The organism is Streptomyces sp. NPDC059832 (genome assembly GCF_042731715.1).
Taxonomy (GTDB): domain Bacteria; phylum Actinomycetota; class Actinomycetes; order Streptomycetales; family Streptomycetaceae; genus Streptomyces.
Window position 1 is genome coordinate 360,821 of record NZ_JBHWIY010000001.1, and the last position, 19,599, is coordinate 380,419.

General features: G+C 70.6%; 23 protein-coding genes and 1 pseudogene. 12 read left to right on the forward strand and 12 right to left on the reverse strand.

What is annotated here, in order from left to right:
* Nucleotides 1–3: 3 nt before the first annotated feature.
* The 5 genes from ACFV8T_RS01100 to def form a co-directional block, all read right to left on the reverse strand.
* Complete coding sequence (locus ACFV8T_RS01100; RefSeq protein ID WP_385323126.1) at nt 4–789, reverse strand: DeoR/GlpR family DNA-binding transcription regulator; 786 nt, start codon at nt 787–789, stop codon at nt 4–6.
* Nucleotides 790–934: 145 nt separating this feature from the next.
* On the reverse strand, nt 935–1,858 hold the full coding sequence (locus ACFV8T_RS01105) for an RNA polymerase sigma-70 factor (RefSeq protein WP_385323128.1): 924 nt from the start codon (nt 1,856–1,858) through the stop codon (nt 935–937).
* Nucleotides 1,859–2,029: 171 nt separating this feature from the next.
* Entirely contained in the window at nt 2,030–2,503 is a 474-nt protein-coding gene (locus tag ACFV8T_RS01110) for a carboxymuconolactone decarboxylase family protein (protein WP_385323130.1), read from the reverse strand.
* 602 nt (nt 2,504–3,105) lie between these two features.
* Complete coding sequence (locus tag ACFV8T_RS01115) at nt 3,106–3,708, reverse strand: L,D-transpeptidase family protein (RefSeq protein WP_385323132.1); 603 nt, start codon at nt 3,706–3,708, stop codon at nt 3,106–3,108.
* Nucleotides 3,709–4,001: 293 nt separating this feature from the next.
* Nucleotides 4,002–4,661, reverse strand: coding sequence for a peptide deformylase (def, locus tag ACFV8T_RS01120; protein ID WP_385323134.1), 660 nt, complete (start codon nt 4,659–4,661; stop codon nt 4,002–4,004).
* A gap of 105 nt (nt 4,662–4,766) precedes the next feature.
* On the opposite strand from def, the gene ACFV8T_RS01125 reads away from it, so the two are divergent.
* Nucleotides 4,767–5,387 carry a helix-turn-helix domain-containing protein gene (locus ACFV8T_RS01125; RefSeq protein WP_385323136.1) on the forward strand — a complete coding sequence of 207 codons (621 nt, stop codon included), beginning with the start codon at nt 4,767–4,769 and terminating at the stop codon, nt 5,385–5,387.
* Nucleotides 5,388–5,945: 558 nt separating this feature from the next.
* Here ACFV8T_RS01125 and ACFV8T_RS01130 read toward each other — a convergent pair.
* Entirely contained in the window at nt 5,946–6,350 is a 405-nt protein-coding gene (locus ACFV8T_RS01130; RefSeq protein WP_385323138.1) for an SgcJ/EcaC family oxidoreductase, read from the reverse strand.
* Nucleotides 6,351–6,460: 110 nt separating this feature from the next.
* On the opposite strand from ACFV8T_RS01130, the gene ACFV8T_RS01135 reads away from it, so the two are divergent.
* The 4 genes from ACFV8T_RS01135 to ACFV8T_RS01150 all read left to right on the forward strand — a co-directional run bounded on the left by ACFV8T_RS01135 (nt 6,461) and on the right by ACFV8T_RS01150 (nt 8,880).
* The gene (locus ACFV8T_RS01135; RefSeq protein WP_385323139.1) at nt 6,461–6,871 is read left to right on the forward strand and encodes a VOC family protein; all 411 of its coding nucleotides are present in this window, start codon (nt 6,461–6,463) and stop codon (nt 6,869–6,871) included.
* A gap of 116 nt (nt 6,872–6,987) precedes the next feature.
* The gene (locus tag ACFV8T_RS01140; RefSeq protein WP_385323141.1) at nt 6,988–7,614 is read left to right on the forward strand and encodes a glyoxalase; all 627 of its coding nucleotides are present in this window, start codon (nt 6,988–6,990) and stop codon (nt 7,612–7,614) included.
* Nucleotides 7,611–8,066: a pyridoxamine 5'-phosphate oxidase family protein gene (locus ACFV8T_RS01145; RefSeq protein WP_385323143.1), complete on the forward strand. Its 456-nt coding sequence runs from the start codon at nt 7,611–7,613 to the stop codon at nt 8,064–8,066. The genes ACFV8T_RS01140 and ACFV8T_RS01145 overlap by 4 nt, the downstream gene beginning before the upstream one ends.
* A 196-nt stretch (nt 8,067–8,262) precedes the next feature.
* Nucleotides 8,263–8,880, forward strand: a complete 618-nt coding sequence (locus ACFV8T_RS01150) for a GNAT family N-acetyltransferase (RefSeq protein WP_385323145.1) — start codon at nt 8,263–8,265, stop codon at nt 8,878–8,880.
* Nucleotides 8,881–8,927: 47 nt separating this feature from the next.
* Here the strand turns inward: ACFV8T_RS01150 and ACFV8T_RS01155 are convergent, their stop codons facing one another.
* Complete coding sequence (locus ACFV8T_RS01155) at nt 8,928–9,839, reverse strand: LysR family transcriptional regulator (RefSeq protein ID WP_385323147.1); 912 nt, start codon at nt 9,837–9,839, stop codon at nt 8,928–8,930.
* 131 nt (nt 9,840–9,970) lie between these two features.
* Here ACFV8T_RS01155 and ACFV8T_RS01160 point away from each other — a divergent pair, with 131 nt between their 5' ends.
* The 3 genes from ACFV8T_RS01160 (at nt 9,971) to ACFV8T_RS01170 (ending at nt 11,634) form a co-directional block, all read left to right on the forward strand.
* Complete coding sequence (locus ACFV8T_RS01160) at nt 9,971–10,321, forward strand: DoxX family protein (RefSeq protein WP_385323149.1); 351 nt, start codon at nt 9,971–9,973, stop codon at nt 10,319–10,321.
* 240 nt (nt 10,322–10,561) lie between these two features.
* Nucleotides 10,562–10,801 carry a hypothetical protein gene (locus ACFV8T_RS01165; RefSeq protein ID WP_385323151.1) on the forward strand — a complete coding sequence of 80 codons (240 nt, stop codon included), beginning with the start codon at nt 10,562–10,564 and terminating at the stop codon, nt 10,799–10,801.
* A gap of 170 nt (nt 10,802–10,971) precedes the next feature.
* Nucleotides 10,972–11,634: an alpha/beta hydrolase gene (locus ACFV8T_RS01170; RefSeq protein WP_385323153.1), complete on the forward strand. Its 663-nt coding sequence runs from the start codon at nt 10,972–10,974 to the stop codon at nt 11,632–11,634.
* Nucleotides 11,635–11,867: 233 nt separating this feature from the next.
* Here the strand turns inward: ACFV8T_RS01170 and ACFV8T_RS01175 are convergent, their stop codons facing one another.
* Nucleotides 11,868–12,920: a hypothetical protein gene (locus ACFV8T_RS01175; protein WP_385323154.1), complete on the reverse strand. Its 1,053-nt coding sequence runs from the start codon at nt 12,918–12,920 to the stop codon at nt 11,868–11,870.
* Between the two features lie 76 nt (nt 12,921–12,996).
* On the opposite strand from ACFV8T_RS01175, the gene ACFV8T_RS01180 reads away from it, so the two are divergent.
* The 3 genes and pseudogenes from ACFV8T_RS01180 to ACFV8T_RS01190 all read left to right on the forward strand — a co-directional run.
* The gene (locus tag ACFV8T_RS01180) at nt 12,997–13,608 is read left to right on the forward strand and encodes a TetR/AcrR family transcriptional regulator (RefSeq protein ID WP_385323156.1); all 612 of its coding nucleotides are present in this window, start codon (nt 12,997–12,999) and stop codon (nt 13,606–13,608) included.
* Between the two features lie 196 nt (nt 13,609–13,804).
* Entirely contained in the window at nt 13,805–14,740 is a 936-nt protein-coding gene (gene hemC / locus ACFV8T_RS01185) for a hydroxymethylbilane synthase (RefSeq protein ID WP_385323158.1), read from the forward strand.
* Between the two features lie 160 nt (nt 14,741–14,900).
* Nucleotides 14,901–15,059 (forward strand): annotated as a pseudogene (locus ACFV8T_RS01190) (GNAT family N-acetyltransferase); the annotation flags it as partial.
* Nucleotides 15,060–15,155: 96 nt separating this feature from the next.
* Here ACFV8T_RS01190 and ACFV8T_RS01195 read toward each other — a convergent pair.
* Together ACFV8T_RS01195 and ACFV8T_RS01200 are read right to left on the reverse strand one after the other, a co-directional pair.
* Entirely contained in the window at nt 15,156–15,617 is a 462-nt protein-coding gene (locus ACFV8T_RS01195) for a VOC family protein (RefSeq protein WP_385323159.1), read from the reverse strand.
* Complete coding sequence (locus tag ACFV8T_RS01200; RefSeq protein ID WP_385323161.1) at nt 15,614–16,201, reverse strand: DinB family protein; 588 nt, start codon at nt 16,199–16,201, stop codon at nt 15,614–15,616. Before ACFV8T_RS01200 ends, ACFV8T_RS01195 begins: the two co-directional genes overlap by 4 nt.
* A gap of 62 nt (nt 16,202–16,263) precedes the next feature.
* On the opposite strand from ACFV8T_RS01200, the gene ACFV8T_RS01205 reads away from it, so the two are divergent.
* Nucleotides 16,264–17,301: a helix-turn-helix transcriptional regulator gene (locus tag ACFV8T_RS01205; RefSeq protein ID WP_385323162.1), complete on the forward strand. Its 1,038-nt coding sequence runs from the start codon at nt 16,264–16,266 to the stop codon at nt 17,299–17,301.
* A gap of 58 nt (nt 17,302–17,359) precedes the next feature.
* Here ACFV8T_RS01205 and ACFV8T_RS01210 read toward each other — a convergent pair whose 3' ends face one another.
* Entirely contained in the window at nt 17,360–18,109 is a 750-nt protein-coding gene (locus tag ACFV8T_RS01210; RefSeq protein WP_385323164.1) for a dienelactone hydrolase family protein, read from the reverse strand.
* 810 nt (nt 18,110–18,919) lie between these two features.
* Complete coding sequence (locus tag ACFV8T_RS01215) at nt 18,920–19,561, reverse strand: TetR/AcrR family transcriptional regulator (protein WP_385323166.1); 642 nt, start codon at nt 19,559–19,561, stop codon at nt 18,920–18,922.
* Between the last annotated feature and the right edge of the window lie 38 nt (nt 19,562–19,599).

Genomic DNA, 19,599 nt, shown 5'->3' on the forward strand with positions numbered 1-19,599 from the left:
GATTCAGACCAGGAGGCTGTCGACGCCCGCGTCCCGCAGGGCGTCCAGGGTCTCCGGGCCGCCGGGGTGTGTGGCGGCGTCCTCGGCTGCCTTGTCGGTGACGAAGCGGTGTACCGCGCCGAGCGGGGCGACCCGGCTGAACGCGCGGACCCCCAGCTTGGTCGCGTCCGCCACCGCGACGGTGCGGGTGGCCCGGGTGAGTCCGACCTGCTTGACGGCCGCGTCGTCCAGCGAGAACTCCGACCAGCCGTGCTCGGCGTGCACACCGCCGATGGACATCACGAAGCAGTCGAAGGCCAGGGACTCCAGGGTGCGCAGCGCCAGCGGGCCGACGAGGGAGCGCTCGGCGGGACGGGAGCGGCCGCCGACCACCAGCAGGTCGATCCCGGGCCGGTCGGCCAGGCTCAGCGCTGCCTGCAGGCTGAGCACGGCGACCGTCAACGGGGCACGGGCGGCGAGGTGCTCGGCGACGTGCACGGTCGTGGTCCCGGCGTCGAGCAGTACACGCGATCCCGGCTCCACCAGCGCGGCCACGGCCGCACCCAGACGGTCCTTGGTGGCTGCCTGCCACGGCTCCCGCGCGGCGAAGCCCGTGTCCTCGTCGCGCGGGCGGGTGGCGACGGCGCCACCGTGCACCCTGCGCACCAGGCCCTGTTGCTCCAGCGCGTCGAGGTCCCTGCGCACGGTCATCTCCGAGACGCCCAGGCGATGGGAGAGCTCCGACACGGAGACCCGGTCGGAGCCCTGCACCAATCGCAGGGTCAGGTCCAAACGATTGGCGACACCCATGCCTCAATTTCTACCATGCTTGAGTTCGAATGAACATTCTTGTGTGCGAATGCTGATTGCGCGGGGACGCCGGGCGGCGGACGCCGGATGGCTTCGTTCGCTGCCGCTGCCGCTGCCGCTGCCGCTGCCGCTGCCGCAGTCGAGGTCAGTTCATCTGTCGACGGGCCCGCTTCACCTCGCGGTCGACGGCCCAGGCGTCGGCGACCGGCCCGAGGTGGCCGAGCTTGTCGGGGTTGATCACCCCGCGGACGGTCTGAATCCTCCCGTCGAGCACTTCGAGGACCATGGCGTGCAGGATCTTGCCGTCCCGGTCGCGGAAGATCGCACCGGGCTGGCCGTTGACCTCGTGCGGCTCGAACGTCACGTCGATCCGGAGCAGCCAGGGGAAGGCCGTGCCCAGCACCCGGGCCACGTTCTCCGCGCCCATGACGGCCTTCGCCAGCTGCGGGGCCTTGCCCCCGCCGTCCCCGACCAGCTGCACGTCGGCGGCCAGCAGATTCTGCAGCCCGCCCACGTCGCCGTTCTTCAGCGCGTCGAAGAACCGCGTCGCCAGCTCCCGCCGCTCCTGGGAGTCCGCCGCGAACCGCGGTCGCCCGGCCTCCATATGCCGCCGCGCCCGCACCAGCAGCTGCCGGCACGCCGCCTCGGAACGTCCCACCGCCGCGGCGACCTCGTCGAACCCGAAGGCGAACACCTCCCGCAGCAGGAAAACCGCCCGCTCCAACGGACTGAGCCGCTCCAGCAGCAACAGCGCCGCCATCGACACCGAGTCGGCCAGCTCCACCGACCGCGCCGGATCCTGATACGGATCGCTCAGCAACGGCTCAGGGAACCACGGCCCGACGTATTCCTCCCGCCGCACCCGCGCGGAGCGCAGCACATCGATCGAGATCCGGGTCACCGCGGCCGACAGAAAGGCCTTGGTCGACGTGGGCCGGGTCGTCGAACCGTCGAAGCGCAGCCAAGTCTCCTGCACCGCGTCCTCGGCCTCGCTCACGCTGCCCAGAATCCGGTAGGCGATCGAAAACAGCAGCGGCCGCAGCTCCTCGAAGTCCTCGACCTTGCTCACACCGACTCAGCTCCCCCTGATGCTCTCCCACTTGGGCCGTGCTCGTCGGCGCAGGCAGCTTTCCGTGACCGGGTCCGGTGACCGGCCGGACCACCGGCAGCTCAGAGTAATGCCCGCGAACCCAGGGCCCGGTGGCCCGCAGCCGGGCCCCGGGCCGGTGGCTGACGCCGCTCAGTGGAACTGCCCGGGTTCGTAGCTGCCGGCCGGCTGCTGGGCGATGACGTTGAGCCGGTTCGCCGTGTTCATGAAGGAGACCAGGACCACCAGGGCGGTGAGCTGCTCCTCGTCGTAGTGCTTGGCGGCAGAGGCCCACACCTCGTCGCTGACCCCGCCGGCCCCGTCCGCGATCCGGGTCCCCTGCTCCGCGAGCTCCAGCGCGGCACGCTCGGCCTCGGTGAAGACCGTGGCCTCCCGCCACGCCGCCACCAGGTGCAGCCGCACCGAGGTCTCGCCGGCCGCGGCGGCGTCCTTGGTGTGCATGTCGATGCAGAAGGCGCAGCCGTTGATCTGGCTCACGCGCAACGCCACCAGCTCCTGCGTCGCGGCTGGCAGCGGTGAGTCCTTGATCGCCTTGCCCGCCGACATGAGGTGCTTGAAGGCCTTGCCGGCGGTCGGGCTGGCGAAGTAGTTCAGTCGCGCGTCCATGGTGTGCTCCTCCGTGGTCGTCAGTGGCTACACCCCTATGACGAGGCAGCCCGACCCTCTGTGACACGGGCGGAAGTGACCTGGGTCTCCCCGGTACGTGGCAGGCGTAGTACCAGGCGACCTCCCAGCCCTCGGCCAGGCTCGGGGAACCGGCCGGCAGGTCACCGCCCTCGATCGTGGTGCCCCTGATCTCGGAGACGGGGAACAGAACGGCGGCTACGAGAACGACGACCGAGGCCCCGATGCCGGCGACGGGGTACGCCCCGGCGACGGGCTCGTGGGCCGCCCGCCGAGCGGCACGGATCCGAAGATCCCGGCCGCCGGGCACCGGCCATCACCCGGCGGGCGGAACCGGCTCCCCCGCACGGCGACATCGCACTACGACCAACGGCCGCACGGCGCGCTGCTCGTGCGCCGGAGGCGGGTGCGGGTGCGGGTGCGGTGCAGTGCACTGCGACATCGTCTTCGACCGCCTGCGGGAGACGCGGCCGGGGCGCCGACAGCCGACGAGTGAACGCCCGCCCCGGCAGGGAGGACCGGTGTGGCGGCCGTGCCCCGGGTGGTGCCCCGAGCCGTGGCCCGGGGCACCACCGCTCCCGGTGTCAGACGACGACGAGACGGTTGGGGGCGGAGCCCCGGCTGAGGTTGCGGAACAGCTTCTTGATGTCCTGCGGGGCGAGCTTGATGCAGCCCGCGGACTTGTAGTCGCCCACGCCGTCCCAGCGCCGGCTCTCGGTGCTGCCCTGCTCTCCGGTGCGGGTCATCTCGCTGTGGATGAAGAGTTCCGTACGCGTGGTCCGGCCGTTCTTGCACGTCTTGTTGCTCAGGGGGATGGCGTAGCCCTTGATGAAGTTGCCGTTGTAGCGGGTCTGGCGGGCACCGACGGTGTACGTGCCGGCGGGCAGCCATCCCTTGCCCGAGGCGCACTCGTCGCGTCCCTTGGCGTGATCGCGGCCGAGCCCGGAGCCGGCGCGGAAGACGGCCTGCGTCTTGTTGTTGCGTACCACCATCAGACGCGAGTTCTGAGGGTCACCGGCGTTCCGTACGAACTTCAGGGTGGTGACGGCGGCGCCGGCAGCCGGACGGCTGCCGGCCGCGGGAGCCGCCTGACCGCTCGGGGCGGTGGCGGCGGCAATGGTCACCAGGGCCATGGCACTCAGGCCGATGACAGCGGCACGGGCACGCAGGGGAGAGGTCGCAGACATGGGTGGTCACTCCTTCGAGGGTCGGTGAAGCCGGCATGCCCCGGGAGCCCGGAGCGTCTTCCCGGACTCCAGCGGTCCCGGGACGAGCCGCGGGAACCGTGCAGTGCGGGGCGCCGTGAACCAACCATGGGCCCTCGGGGACGCCGTACGGGACGACTGGCCGTCATGCGCTGATGGCCGATCATGCATGCACAAGTGCGCCCCTCCGACCTGCGCTTATGTACGCCAGGTGCGCATGGGGGACCGCGTCGTCGAGTCGTGATCGGACCGTACGGAGGTGGCCGGCGGGGGAGTCACTTGCCCAGCTTCGTGGCCAGGGCGGCACGCCGGGCGAACGTCTCGTCCTTGGACTCGGCCATCTCGCGCAGGGCCGCTTTCCGTTCCCGCTGGGCAAGCCGGTCCAGATAGAGATGACCGCGCAGGTGGTCCGTCTCGTGCTGGAGGCACCGGGCGAAGTAGCCCCTGCCCTCGATCACCAGTGGCACGCCGTCCTTGTCGCGGCCCCGTACGACGGCACGGTCGAGGCGGGGCACCACACGGTACGGGCCGGGAACGGACAGACACCCTTCGGATTCTTCGACCAGCCTGCGATGCTCGGCCGGCACCTCGTCCAGGACGGGATTGGCGAGGTGCCCGACATGACGCACTCCCCAATCGTCCGTGATGTCCCACACGAACAACTGCAGATCCACGTCGACCTGGTTGGCGGCCAGACCCGCGCCCTCCGCCACCTGGTTCGTGGCGAACATGTCGTCGATCAGCCGCGAGAGCTCCGGCGTACCGAACCGGGTGACCTCCCGGCACCGGCGGCGCAGAATCTCCTCCCCGACGACGGTGATACGGCGCACCGCACCCCGTTCCACCTCCGGCGCGAGCCGCGGATAGGACTCGACGGGTTCGCCCTGCACACGTACCCGGCGGTCGTGAGAGGTGTCACCGAACCGAACAGCCATGGATTGTCAACGCCTTCCGCACATGCCTGAGCCGACCGGGGCCGACCCCCGGCCGGCGGCGGCCCGGCTTGACCGAACGCTTTGCAAAGTAGCACCCTTTGCAAAGTGAGCGATGAAAACCGTCAAACAGCATCCGCGGGACCGCCGTCGCAACGTGCCCGGCAGTCACTCCCGGACCATCCCGTACGCGTCGCCCTGCTGGACCTCCTCGCCGAGGTCGGCACCGTCACGTCCACGCAGGCCGCCGCCCGTCTCGGCCACAGCTCCGGCCTCTGCTCATTTCACCTGCGCCAGCTCGCCCGGCACGGCCTCATCGAAGAAGCACCGCACAAAGGCGGCCGGGCACGACCGTGGCGGCTCCGTTGGGAGTCCCCCCAGCCGTCCGATCAGGAAGCGCCGGAGCAGTTCGACGCGCTCGCACGCGGGCTGGAGGACGAGAGCTACCAGCACTGGCTGGCCCACCGGGACCAGGCGCCGGCCGAGTGGCAGCACGACGAATCCTTCAGCGCCGTCGTCCACCTCACGCCGGCGGAGATGACCGAACTCGCCGCCTCCGTCCGCCTCCTGCTGGCCGGATACCGCGAACGGGACCAGCGCCCCGCCGCGCGCCCGGCAGGCACCATGGCCGTGGCCGCGGTCACCAGACTGTTCCCCCTGCTGACCGAGAACCCTGCGCAGTCGCCGCCCGCGCCCGAGGGCCCGCGTGGTGGTGCTGGACAGCGCTGATCGTCTGCTGCTGTGCTCTGCCCGGAACGAGGCGGACGGCTCCATCCGCTGGTTCACCACCGGTGGTGGCCTCAAGCCGGGCGAGAGCGGCGTCCCTGCTGACGGACGGCCCACCGGATCGGCCGATCGTCGTGGATGGCCGATCGCGTACCCGAGGTGTCCACCGCCGAGCTCCTCACCAGAAGCGCTCCTTTCCGGTCCACCGACCCGGTCGCGCTGATGGCCGCACACCTGAACACCGTCCCGGAGCCGCCGGGCCGGGTGCGGGCCGGTGTTCCCGCCGCTTTGGGCGACCTCGTCACGGCCTTGCCGGTCAAGGACCCCGACCCCGACCCCGACACCGGGCCCGATGCGGCCCGAATGCCTGAGCCCGTGCCGGAACCGGCCTCGGGCACACCGGCTCCGCCGCCGGTGCCGGAATCACCGCCGCCCTCGCCCTGTTCGACCACAACGCCTCCGACCGCAAGACCGCCGACCGCGAAACCCCCGGCAGCGCCTCCCTGCTCCGGAGCGCGTTCGCGTACGTCCAGCCCCGCACACGGTCACTCGGACGGACCCTCAGACGGCCCGCACTTCGGTGTTCTGGCCGGCGTGCAGCAGCCAGGTACCGTCCCCCTGCTTGGTCATGACGTACAGCGGGGAGCCCTCCGCGTCGCTCTCCGTGTCGTTTTCCGCCGAGTGGTAGACCTGCCGGATCTTGACGGCCGCCACATCGGGCCGCAGGAACTGTATGTGCACTGCCTCGTACGTCACCTCGCCGGCCCAGCTCGCGGCGGGAAGGACGGTACGGGTGAATTCGGCGATTGCGTCGAAGCCGATGAGGACCTTGCCGTGGGCGGTCGTCCAGAGGGCATCGGGATGGAAGAGCGCGAGGAACCCCTCGACGTCCTTGGCGCGCTGAGCGCGTTCGACGGTGGCCACGACGTGCTCGATGGCTTTGATGTCCGCGGTTTCGGTGTTCATGGAGATCACTCTGGGACCTCAAGTCAACTTGAGGTCAAGGGGTCGGGGGCGCAATTGCCGAGCGGGTCGCGCGAAGTGCGGGTCGCGGGACCGCGCCTAGCATGATCGTTATGGACATCACCATTCACACGAGTTTCCTCCCGCACGACGACCCGGACGCGTCCCTGGTCTTCTACCGCGACGTCCTCGGCTTCGAGGTCCGCAGCGATGTCGGGCAGGGCAAGATGCGCTGGATCACGGTCGGCCCGGCCGGTCAGCCCAGCACGTCCATCCTTCTGGCACCGCCGGTCTCCGACCCCGGGGTCACCGAGGACGAGCGCCGCACCATCGCCGAGATGATGGCCAAGGGCACCTACGGCTGGATCCTGCTGGCCACCCGGGACCTCGACGGCACCTTCGGCCAGGTGCAGGCCGGCGGCGCCGAGGTCGTCCAGGAGCCGACCGAGCAGCCGTACGGCATCCGCGACTGCGCCTTCCGCGACCCCGCGGGCAACCTGGTCCGCATCCAGGAACTTCGCTGAGCCGTTCGGCAGCGGCTCGGCGTGATCGGCACGCCGTCGGGTGCGGCGGAACAGGTGGCAGGACCGATCAGGAATCGAGAAGCACCGGTCGCCGGGCCGCAACTAGCGTGACGGACATGGCATCCATCGAAACCGTCACCCTGGAGGTGGCCGACCCCACGGCCGCCCACCACTTCTGCACCACCGCCTTCGGCCTGGACGCCCAGGTGCGCCTGCGGGCCTCGGAGGCGGCCACAACCGGCTTCCGTGGGTTCACGCTCGCGCTCACGGTGTCCCAGCCGAGCACCGTCGACAGCCTCATCGGCGCCGCCCTCGACGCAGGCGCCACGTCGCTGAAGCCCGCCGCGAAGTCTTTCTGGGGCTACGGCGGCGTCGTACAAGCCCCGGACGGGACGATCTGGAAGGTCGCGACCTCGGCGAAGAAGGACACCGGCCCCGCCACCCGGCAGATCGACGAGATCGTGCTCCTGCTGGGAGTCGAGGACGTGGTCGCGAGCAAGCGGTTCTACGTCGGCCAGGGTCTTGCCGTGGCGAAGAGCTTCAGCCGCGTGTACGTCGAGTTCGCCGCCGGGGCGAGCCCCGTCAAGCTGGCGCTGTACAGGCGCCGTGCCCTTGCCAAGGATGTCGGCGTCTCCCCCGACGGCACCGGATCGCACGGGCTCGTGATCGGCGGCGACGCCGGCCCCTTCACCGACCCGGACGGGTTTGCGTGGGAGGCCGCATCGCCGGTGCCCACGCGATGACGGGCGCGCCGCCGCGTGGACTTGAGGAGAGGCTGCGGGAGACCCGGGCGAAACTGGAGAGCGATGTCGACATCTGGGTCGCGACATCGGGCTTCCCGGGCGGCGCCCACCTCATCCCGCTCTCGTACCTCTGGGACGGGACCGCGTTCCTCATCGCGACGCCACGCGCCTCGGTCACCGGCCGCAACCTGCTGGCGGACGGCCGGGTGCGACTCGGCCTCGGGCCGACACGCGACGTCGTCGTCATCGACGGCACCGCCGAGCCGGTGGACACCGCCGGCCTCGGCCCGGAGAGGGGCGACGCATTCGCGACCAGGACCGGTTTCGACCCGCGCGAGCTCGACGAGCCCTACCAGTACTTCCTGATCCGGCCGCGGCGCATCCACGCCTGGCGGGAGGCGAACGAGTTGCCGGGACGCGCCCTCATGCGCGACGGCCGCTGGCTCGGCTGACCGCCGCACGGCAACACCCCACGGTGGGAACCGGTGCGGGGCCCTGAGCCGAACCGGATTGTGCGGCGGCGCCGGAGCCAGGCATGATCGCCCCGGCGGATTTTTGCGGCACCTGGTCCGCCGGGCCGGAGCGGGCCAGGGCAACCGGCCCGATCTGCTCGCCACGGGACCCGCCGCAGGATCCGAGGAGTTCACGGTGACGTCCCAAGTACCCGTATCGCCTGAGCAGTTGACCATCGTCCCGGCCAACGAGGCCTCCTGGGACGACATCGCCGCCGTATTCGGCACCACCGACGCGGGCCGCTGCCAGTGTCAGCGGTTCAAAGTCGTCGGCTGGATCTGGCGTGACACCACCCAGCAGGAGCGAACCGAGATGCTCGGGGCCCAGACGGCCTGCGGCATCCCGGACGCCGCTGACACCTCGGGCCTGGTGGCGTACGTCGACGACGACCCCGCAGGCTGGGCCGCGGTTCAGCCCCGTACCGCCTACCCCAAACTGCGCACCTCGCGCGTGGTGTGGGCCGGACGGGACGAGGACAAGGACGACGACGGGGTCTGGGCGGTGACCTGTCTCGTGGTCCGCAAGGGCTACCGGGGCAGAGGTCTGACCTACCCCCTCGCCCAGGCCGCCATCGCTCACGCCCGCGACCGCGGCGCTCGGGCTCTTGAGGCCTACCCGATGATCACCCACCCCGGCAAGCAGATCACCTGGGGCGAACTCCATGTGGGCGCCCAGCAGGTCTTCGAGGAGGCCGGACTGACGGAGGTCGCCCGCCCCACTGTCCGGCGCACGGTGATGCGGATCGACTTCTAGGCCCGGTCGTCGAACTGCCGTCTGCCGCGATCACGCGTTGCGGGGGATCAAATGGCGGTTTCCTCCGGCCGCGGGACGTTGTCGACGCAGCAGCGGACGAAGTCCTGGACGACGGGATCGGTGTCGTCGGCGCAGGCCCAGACGACGCCGACCTGGCTGGGGCTGACGCCGCTGACGGGGCGGTAGACGATCCCCGGGCGGGCGTAGAAACGGGCGGCGGATGCGGGGGCCAGGGCCATGCCGTAGCCATTGGCGATTGCGCTGAGCCAGTCGTCCGGCCGGTCGGTGACAGCGCCGATGCGGACCGGCCGGCCGTCGCGTTCGTCGGTGGCCAGCCAGTACTCGCGCCACGGGCCCGATTCGGGCGGGGCGGCCACGAACGGCTCGTCCCACAGATCCCGGAAGGGGATCACCTCACGTGCGGCGAAAGGATGTCCGGCGGGGAGGGCGACCCAGCGTGGCTCGGTGAACAGCACTTTCGTCCGCAGGGCGTCCTGGCCGGGGAAGGGCAGTCGCAGCAGGGCGACATCGACGTCCGCGTCGGCCAGCCCGGCGCTCGGACGTGACCAGGCGGCCTGCCGCATGTCCACCCGCCAGCCCGGTCGGCGGCGGGCGAACTCCGCGATGATGCGCGGAGTCGCCTCGTTGGCGGCACTGGCCATGAAGCCGACCCGCAGCACGCGGGCCGCGCGGTCGGCGGCGCTCCTGGTCTCCCGCAGCACCCGGTCCCACCCGGCCAGCAGGGTGGGCACCCGCTCTCCCAGGGCCCGGCCCGGTTCGGTGAGAGCCATGCCGGTGCGGGACCGCGTGAACAGCCGCACTCCCAGCTGGGCCTCCAGCTGTTTGATCTGTTTCGTGAGCGCCGGCTGGGACACGAAGAGTCGCTCCGCGGCGCGGGTGAGGGACCCCTCCTCCGCGACGGCGACGAAATAGCGCAGCAGCCGAGTGTCCACATCCATGCCGCCAGGTTATAGACGCAGGTATTGGAAGTCATTCCGCGGCTGAGGAAGGCTCAAGGCATACCGCAGCGAGCGCGCGGGGATCGCCGACCGCACGACGCGCTCGGCTGGAAGAACGGAAGGAGCGGCACATGTTCACCGCCTACCTGATCATCACCGTCATCACGATCCTGGCCAACGCCGGGATCGCCGTGGCGGACTTCCTGCGGGCCGAGTTCGTCGTCGCCAACTCGACCGAAGTGGGTCTCCCACAGAACTGGCTCCCGTGGCTCGCCGCGCTCAAGGCCGCAGGAGCCGCCGGACTCCTGCTAGGGCTCCTGGGTGTCACGGCCATCGGCGTTGCCGCCGCGGCGGGACTCGTGCTGTTCTTCATCGGTGCGGTCGCCGCACATATCCGTACTCGCGTCTACCACAACATCGGGTTTCCTGGCGGCTATCTGGGTCTGGCTGTTGCGTCCCTCGCCCTTGCCGTCGTGCCATAGACGACCGCGATCGGACCTCAGGGAGGCTGTGATGCAGAGCGCTTCGTTGCCGTACATCGATGAGCACGTGACGGTCGTTGCGGCGGGGGCCGACGACGTCTGGCGCAGTCTGGGCGAAACACTGGACCGGTCGTTCTCACGTCCTGGTACGGCCGGCTGAGCGAGACTGGTCGGATCCCCCTCCTGCACGGCACCCGGGCCGCGGCCCTTGCCACGGGCTCGACGTTTCCCGGGTTCCGCGTGGTCGCCGCGGTCCCGGGACGTGAGCCGGCCCTCGAAGGGCGCCATTTCTTCTCGTCGTACACCCTGGTCTTCCGCCTCGAACACATCGATCCGGGTCGATCACGGCTACGCGCCGAGAGCCGAGCCGTCTCTCCCGGCCTGGCCGGCGGCATCTACCGAAGGCTCGTCATCGGGACCGGCGGCCACGCGGTCGGCATGCGGCGCCTCCTCTCGGCAATCCGCCGCCGGGTCGAGTAGCGCACGCAATCATCACGGGCCGGTCCCCGCGGACGAGCTGCCCCCGTGGTGTTCGCCGTCAGCCGACGCGGTCGCGACCGCCGGTGGTGCGGGGACAGGATGCTCGCATGGAGCCGATGCAACCTGTGCCGCCTGTGCAGCCGATCTTCGTTCTCGTACACAGTCCGTCGGTGGGACCCTCCACCTGGCACCCGGTAGCCGAAGAGCTGATCGCCGCGGGATACCAGGTGCGCGTGCCGTCCCTGCTGGAAGTGGGCGCCGGCGAACCGCCGTTCTGGCCCCGGATCGCCGATGCCGTCCGCGACGGCGTCGGGAGCATCCCGGGGGATCAACCGCTCATTCTGGTGGCACACAGCAACGCGGGACTCTTCCTCCCGTCGATCCGCGCAGCGCTCGACCGTCGGGTGACCGGCTCGGTCTTCGTCGATGCCGCGCTACCGGCCCGCACCGGACCGACCCCCGTGGCCCGGCCCGAACTCCTGGAGTTCCTCCGCCCCATGGCGGTGGACGGCACGCTGCCGCGCTGGACCGACTGGTGGGACGAGGCCGACGTCGCGCCCATGTTCTCCGATCCGACGATGCGACAGAAGGTCATCGCCGAGCAGCCCAGGCTGCCACTGTCCTACTACGAACAGCGGATTCCCGTCCCCGACGGCTGGGACGACCACCCCTGCTCCTACCTGCTGTTCGGCCCTCCGTACGAGGACATGGCCACCGACGCGCGGGAACGCGGATGGCGGACCGCCCACCTGCCCGGCGCGCATCTGCACCAGATCGTCGATCCCGTCGGCACCACCCGCCGGCTCCTCGAACTCGCCGCCGGTGAAGCCTGACAACCACGATGCACGCGCTCCGGCACAGTGGCCCGCACGGGGAACTGACGTCTGCTGTCTGCGCAGGCCCGCGTGACCTCGTTCAGCCCCGACCGATGAGTCAGTCGTGATCATTCGACGCATGACCGCTGCACTCGGCGCCTTTGCGTTTCGCCGGTCGGTCTCGACATCGACATCGGCGACCTGACGCAAACCGAGCTGTGGGCCCCGCGGCACGTGACAGTGCCGCGGGGTCAGACCTCGGCCGTCTTCTTCCTACGGGCCCGGCCGCCGAACTCCGCCATGACGTGGAAGGCGGCCTTGGGCTCCCACCCCAGCTCCGCATACGGTCCTTCGGCTGCGCCGGGCGGCAGGACCCTGACCACGCCGAAGCTGGCGGCGTCGAAGTCGCGCTCCGGATCGTGGCGGGCCGTGGTCGCCAGGTCCCGGCGGGAGAAGGTGTAGACGAACGCGGCGTCGACGCCCGCCGCGTCGTAGACGTCGAGCAGCTCCCGGACGTAAGTGGCCTGCTCCTGCTCGTCGCGCACCGTCCCGGCGGCCATCCTCACCGGCCGCGCGTGCTCGCTCCACTCGACGACCGAGTCCCCGTGTCCACCCAGGTCGGCGGCGCCGCGAAAGGTCCCACAGCCGAATTCGGTGACGCCGAACGGCTTGCCCTGCTCCACCTGTGCGCGCAGCGCGTCCGAGAACGTGTCGGCGTTGGTCGCGTCGCGATACCCGGCATCGGTGGCGGCGACGTCGAACGGTGTCCAGTCCACGCCCTCGAAGGCGACGGACGCGTAACCGATCGGTCCGCCGAAGCGGGCACGGACCTCGGTGACGACGCGGGCGAGGAACGCGTTGAACGTGGCGTGCAGCCGGGGGAGCAGGGCCCGGAACGCGGCCGGGTCGGCCAGGTTCGCCGCCCGCTCCTGGAACGTGTCGCCCGGCAGGAAGCCGTCGGTGAACAAGGTGACCTCGGAACCGGTGAGGAACACGATGCGCGCGCCGTCACGGCGCAGGCGCTCGGCGCGTTCGGCGGCGTCGGTGAGGAACGCCAGGAGTCCGTCCTGGGTCAGGCCGTTCGTGAAGGGCGAGTACCAGACCTCCAGACCCGCGTCGGCGGCGGCGCGCGCGGCGGTCTCCAGGCGGTCGGCGTGGCCGCCGGTGATGCGGACCGCGTCGCAGTGCAGGTCCTCGCGGATCACCCGCATCTCACGCTGGACAATGTCCGGGAGAAACGGTTCGTGAGTCGTGGTCCCGCCGGAGGTGAAACCGGTGTCGTAGTTGATGCCGAAGGCACGCATCGCTGCTCCGATCCGTCTGATCCGTAATCGACTTTAGGGTACTGACCGTACCCTATGGATAGGAGGAGGGGCCACGATGGCACCCGACCAGCAGCGCGGCGCGACCCGGCGCCGGGGCGCGGCGCTGGAGGACGCGATCCTGCGGGCGGCGGCCGAGGAACTGCGGACCGCCGGCTACGCGAGCATGACGATGGACCGTGTAGCGCAGCGCGCCGGCACCAACAAGAACGCGATCTACCGGCGCTGGCCGGCGCGCGCGGCGCTGGGCGTCGCGGCTTACTGCCACCTGGCCGACGCGGAGTTGCGGATCCCGGACACCGGGACGCTGCGCGGCGACACGCTGGCGCTGCTGCGCGCGGCGAACGCAACGTGGTCGTCACCGCAGGGGGCCGTGCTGCGCGATCTGCTCGCGGCAGCGGCCGACGACCCCGGCCTGCTCACGCTGCTCCGGGAGCAGGCCGGTGGGAGCAGCACGGACGCGGCCTGGCTGACGCTGCTTGAGCGCGCCGTGGCCCGGGGCGAAGCGCCGGCCGGTGCGGTGCATCCGCGCGTGGCGTCGGTGCCGATGATGCTGCTGCGCGGCGAATACGCCCTGCGCGGCCTGCCCGAGGTCCCCGACGAGGTGCTGACGGAGATCGTGGACGAGGTCTTCCTGCCCCTGGTGCGCGGACGCGCGATCGACTGCTGAGCGGCGCCGGGTTGCTGTCCGGCCGCTACGTCGCCGAGGGCTGCTGCCACAACCCGCACGGCCGAGCTGCCAACGGGCCCGCGCCGACGTTTTCCTCGCACAGCTGCCCGATCAGGCCAACTTGCCCGCCACTTCCGCGACATGGGCGCCCGGGGCGCACGCCGGAACCCGTACCTGACGGTCTATCATGAGCGGTATGTCCGCCCCTGAGCTGATCCGTATCGTGTCCCGCGACTCGCCCATGGCCCTCGCCCAGGTGGAGCGCGTCCGTGCCGAGCTGGCCGCGCTCCACCCCGCCACCGCGACCGAAGTCGTCCCGGTCAAGACGACAGGTGACAAATGGATGGGCGACCTCTCCCTCGTCGAGGGGAAGGGCGCGTTCACCAAGGAGGTCGACCAGGCGCTGCTCGCCGGGGAAGCAGACCTCGCGGTGCACTGCGTCAAGGACGTCCCCGCCGACCGGCCCCTGCCCGCCGGGACCACCTTCGCCGCCTTCCTCGAACGTGACGACATCCGCGACGCACTCATCCACCCGGACGGCCTGCGGCTCGACCAGCTCCCGGCCGGCACCCGGATCGGCACCTCCTCCGTACGACGCATCGCCCAGCTGGCCGCATCCCACCCGCACCTGGAGTGCGTACCGATGCGGGGCAACGCCAACCGCCGCCTGGAGAAGCTCGCCGCGGGCGAGGCCGACGCCCTGCTCCTGGCCGCCTCCGGACTCGAACGCATCGACCGCACCGACGTGATCACCGAGATCCTGTCGGTCGAAGTGATGTGCCCGCCGATCGGAGCCGGAATCCTGGCCCTGCAGTGCCGCGAAGGCGACACCGCCCTGATCGACGCCGTCAGCCCACTGGGCGACCCCGCCACCTACCGCGAGACCACCGCCGAGCGGATGTTCCTCCACGTCCTCCAAGGCCACTGCAACAGCCCCATCGCGGGATACGCCAAGGTCGAAGGCAATGGTGAACTGTCCCTACGGGCCAAGGTCTTCACACCCGACGGCAAGACCGTCCTCAACGCCCACGAATGGGCCGGCCCCCTCGACCCCGCCACCCTCGGCACCTCCGTCGCCGTCAGCCTGCTGCGCCAAGGCGCACGCGAGCTGATCGACGGCATCGCGCACTGACGCCGACCCCCGTCCGGAGCAGCCGACACCTCACCGGACCGGTCTCAAGGCGCTGTTGACGCAGGCCATGTACGGGATCCAGCACCGGGGCTTGATCGGCCCTCGGGGGGCCGTGTGTTGCCCTCCTCCTCGGCGGTCGTGTGTCGGGGCGCTGATCTCCAGTGACGCCTCCCTCACCCTCTACCGCAGGTTGGGCTTCGTCGAGGAGGGACGGCTCCGCCAGCATGAGTTCTTCGCCGGCAGCCATCACGACCTGGTGCTGCTCGGCAGCACCGCCGCCGAATCCCGGGCCACACACCTGCGCCCGTCGGTGCGGTGATGAGCCCCCCGGCCACTGGGACAAGGGGGCCACGGGACAGGGGCCAGGAAAGGCTCGGGGGAACTCGTGGGATGTCGTACACGCAGCAGTGCTGCGTCAGTCCAGGCAGAACTCGTTGCCTTCGGGGTCCGTCATCACGATGAAGCCGGCCCTCAGCGGGGGAGCGGGCTCGTCGCGACGTACCCGCTTCGCTCCCAGCGCGACGAGCCGGTCGCACTCGGCCTCCAGTGCCGCCATCCGCTCCTCTCCCCGCAGTCCGGGAGCCGCACGGACGTCGAGGTGCACGCGGTTCTTGCCGGCCTTGTCCTCCGGCACCTGCTGGAAGAACACCCGTGGGCCGTGCCGGTCCGGATCCTCGATGGCCGACTTCGAGTTGCGCTCTTCCTCCGGTACGCCGATCCGAACGAGGAAGTCGTCCCACGCCGCCAGCGGATCGGCGCCCTCGGGCAGATCGACCCCGGGCGGGCCGGGGTGGACGTAGCCCAGTACGTCACGCCAGAAGGACGACAGCGCCCGCGGGTCATGGGCGTCGAAGGTGATCTGGATGTGGCGGCTCATCGGGTGGCTCCGTTCGTAGTGGGATTCATGTGCCGGTAGAGGTCGCGCATCAGACAGACCTCGGACAGATGGTGGATCAGCTCGCGGTGGATGTGCAGCACCAGATCGGCCGTGGGCGCCTCGGGGAAGGGCTCCTTCTCACCGACCGGGACCCGGAGTCCGGCGTCGCCGAGGCTGCGCACCCCCGCCAGCCAGAGGTCGAGCTGGGTCCGGAGCTGGTCGAGCGCGGTGGCCGCGTCACCGGCGTACTCCCAGCTCTCGTACGACGCCGGAGGCGCGCCGAAGTGCGCCGCGTTGCGCGCGGCGAGCACGCCGACGATGACATGACCGAGTCGCCAGGCGATCGTGGTGAAGGGCGCCGGGACCGGCTGCGGGAAGGCGAAGTCGATCGTGAAGTCCCCGGTACCGGCCTGCACGGGAGCCGTCGAGCTGCCGCGCGGCCACACGTTCCAGGCGTCCGGTACCGGCGACCAGAAGTACTCGTCGTCGGTGAGACCGTCGAGCCGGTCTCGGAGCTGATGGTTCCAGTGGAACTCCCACTGCTCGCGCAGCGTTTGGTTCCAGTCGAGTTCGTCTGCGTCCATGGGGCCACCCTGACACCGCAGGCGGACAGAATCGGTCCGCTATCTCTGGCAGGGTGGGCGCCATGGACGTGGCAAAGGGTGTCGAGCGGGGCACGACGGAGCGGGTGCTCACCCTGCTCGGGCTGTTGCAGCAGCGCCAGGTCTGGACCGGTCCGGAGCTCGCCGAACGGCTCGGGGTCACCCCGCGCACGGTACGACGTGATGTCGAGCGGCTGCGCACGCTCGGCTATCCGGTGCATGCCGGCCAGGGTGTCGGCGGCGGTTACCGGCTCGGCCCGGGGCAGGAGCTGCCGCCGCTGCTTCTCGACGACGAAGAGGCGATTGCCACCGCGGTCTCGCTGCTCGTCGGCGCGGGAGGCGCGGGCGGCGCAGGTGGCACGGGCGGCGCAGGTGGCGGTGCGGTCGCCGGAGCCGGCGACGCCGCACTGCGGGCGCTGACCAAGCTCGACCAGGTGCTGCCCACTCGGCTGCGGCACGAGGTGCGCGCGCTCTCCGGCTCGGTGGAGTCCTTCGGCGGGGGCCGCACGCCGGTCGACCCCGAGATGCTCATGACGCTGGCCCGAGCCTGCCGCGACGAGGTCGAGGCCGGCTTCGACTACCCGTCCGGGAACGAGGTGCGACGGCGGCGGGTCGAGCCCTACCGCCTGGTCGCCTCCGATCGGCGCTGGTACCTCCTCGCCTACGACCTCGATCGCGACGACTGGCGCAGCTTCCGCGTCGACCGGATGACCGAGGTGTCCGCACGGACCTGGCGCTTCTGCCCGCGCGAGGCGCCCGACGCGGCAACGTACGTGCAGGAGGGAGTGGCGAGCCGGGTCTACCCGCACCAGGCGTGCTTCCTCGTGCACGCGCCGGCCGACACGGTGCGCGCGCAGATTCCGGCGTCGGCGGCCGTCGTGCGACAGCGCGGGAGCGAGCGCTGCGAGGTGCTCAGCGGCGCCGCCAGCCTCGACGCCTTGCTCATGCACGTACTCCTGCTGGGGCACGACTTCGAGGTACTCGACCCTCCGGAGCTCGGGAGGCGTTGCCGGGCGCTGGCGGAGAAACTGCTGGCGGCCGGTGCGTCGATCTCACCGCTGCCGGACATCCGGGAGTCCTGAGCCGCGACCGCACCGGGCGCCGATCGAGCACTTCCGTCGAGAAATTGAGCCCGGAGCGTCAGTTGTCGGCCAGGGTGCGGTCGAGGAGGGGGAGCAGCCGGTCCCAGTGGTGCTGGAGTGCGGAGGGGTTGAAGGCGCCGGTGTCGGACATGGTGAAGCCGTGGACGGTGCCGGGGTAGATCTCGGTGGTGTAGTCGACACCTGCGGTGTCCAGGGCCTGGTTGAGCTCGCTGATGGCCTCGGACGACATGTCGTTCTCGGCGAGGCCGAGGTGGACCTGGGCGGTGAGCCCGGGGATGAGGCGGTGCGGGCTGTCGGGCGCGTCGGTGACCAGGCGGCCCGGGTGGAATCCGGCGACCGCGGCCACTTGGCCGGGGTGGGCCGTTGCGGTGCGCATCGCCAGGACGGCGCCCATGCAGTAGCCGATCGTGGCGACCGGCCCGGCGCCGACCTCGGGCTGGGCGGTGAGGAACCTGAGGTAGGCGTCTGCGTCGCGCAGGGCGAGTTCGGCGGTGTGCGCCTCCAGCAAGGGCATCAACTGGGCGAAGACCGCGGGGCGGACCTCTGCTCCGATGTGCTCGGGAAGTTCGACCACCGGTGCCGGGCCGTGCCGGTAGAAGACGTTGGGGACGAGCACGTAGTACCCGTGCCCGGCCAGTTCACGGGCCATCTCCTCCAGCACGGGCCGCACGCCGAAGACGTCCATGTACAGCAGCACCCCCGGGTGCCGCTCGCCACGGTCGGGGAAGGCGGCGAAGGCGTCGGCCCGGCCGTCCGCGGTGGGAATCTGCACTGTCTTGGTGGGCAAGAGCTTCCTTCCTCGGACCGATGCCGGTGCACGACCTCAGTCATGGGTCGGGGCCAACGCTACACACTCCATCTCCGTCAGATCGACAAACCACGAATCCGCGAGCCGGGAAGCGGCGCTGTTCACCGGCGCCACCCCCGCACAGATCCGCGCCCACCTGCGCGACGCACCGTGGATCGGCGGAGTGAAGGAGACCCTGACCGCGCTCGCCGACGGCGGCTGCATCCTGCTGCCGGCCACGCCGGCCCGGCAGTTCGCGGCCGAGGAACTGGAATACCGCCCGTGGTTCGCCGCTGCCTCCGGCGCGGGCAATGCCGTGGCGGACGGTGCGCTGTCCGGGGAGGCCGCCCAGCACACCGACGAGGACGGCAAACTCGCCTTCGTGGAACAGTGGTGCCGGTCCCAGGAGGGCATGGCACTCCACGAAGTCGCCGTCGTGGGCGACTCACGCTCCGGCATCCCACTCTTTTGCGCCGCAGGGAAGTCCATCGCCCTTCAATGCCACGGCCGACGCGCGCACCGTCGCCGACCACGTCGTCGAAACCGAGAATCCCCGCGACATTCTGCCGCTCCTCGGCCAGGTGCGTCGATCACGAGCGTGTCGACACACGGGGCTCGATCAAGGCATGGGGCTTGATCGACGGCGAAGACCTCCGGTGCGGTGGAGCTGTCCAGGAACACACCACACGGAGGTCTTCGCGCCCCACCGGCGAAACCGGCGAATCCTGTGCCGTGGCGGCAACCCTCGTTGTGTTCCTGGTCCGGCGGCAGAGCGGAAAGCTCAACGGCGCCCAGTCCCTGACTGAGCGTTCAGGGACTCGGAACAGCCCGACCGGCGCCTGCCCCACCTGAAGGAACAGTCCCTTGCCCATGTCGAGAAGGGCAGGCGACCTCCCAGGCCGCCTCGATCATCCGGAAGATCTCGTCCAACGCGGCCTCCGGATCGGCCGCCTCACGGGCCAGCGAATAGGCGTCGATCACGAACCTCGCGATCGTCCGGCAGGCCGTTGTGGTCTGTGACAGGTCGGGATCGGCGGCGATGGCCGTTGCCAGCGACTCTGCATGGCGCAGTCTCATCGACTCCTCGTACTCCCGCAGGGCAGGTGATTCGTCGATCATGTGCCAGATCGGGGCGGCGCTGTCCGCCGTGCAGTGGCGCACCAGGGCCTGGATCTCGCGGCGCAGCGCAGGGATGAGCGGCTCCTGCGGCGGCCGGGCGGTGACCGCCCGAGTGAGGCGTTGCTCGAAGTCTTGGTCCTGCTCGAACACCAGGGCCTCTTTCGAGGCGAAGTGGGAGAAGAGCGTGGTGACGGCTACATCGGCCTCGGCGGCCACGTCACGGATTCCCACCGCGTCGTACCCGCGTTCCAGGAAGAGCCGCAGGGCGGTGTCGGCGATTTTCTGGCGGGTCGCGGCCTTCTTGCGCTCGCGGCGTCCGGGCGGCACGGTCATGCGCTAACACTATCAGATACAAAGGTGAAGCAGTTTCT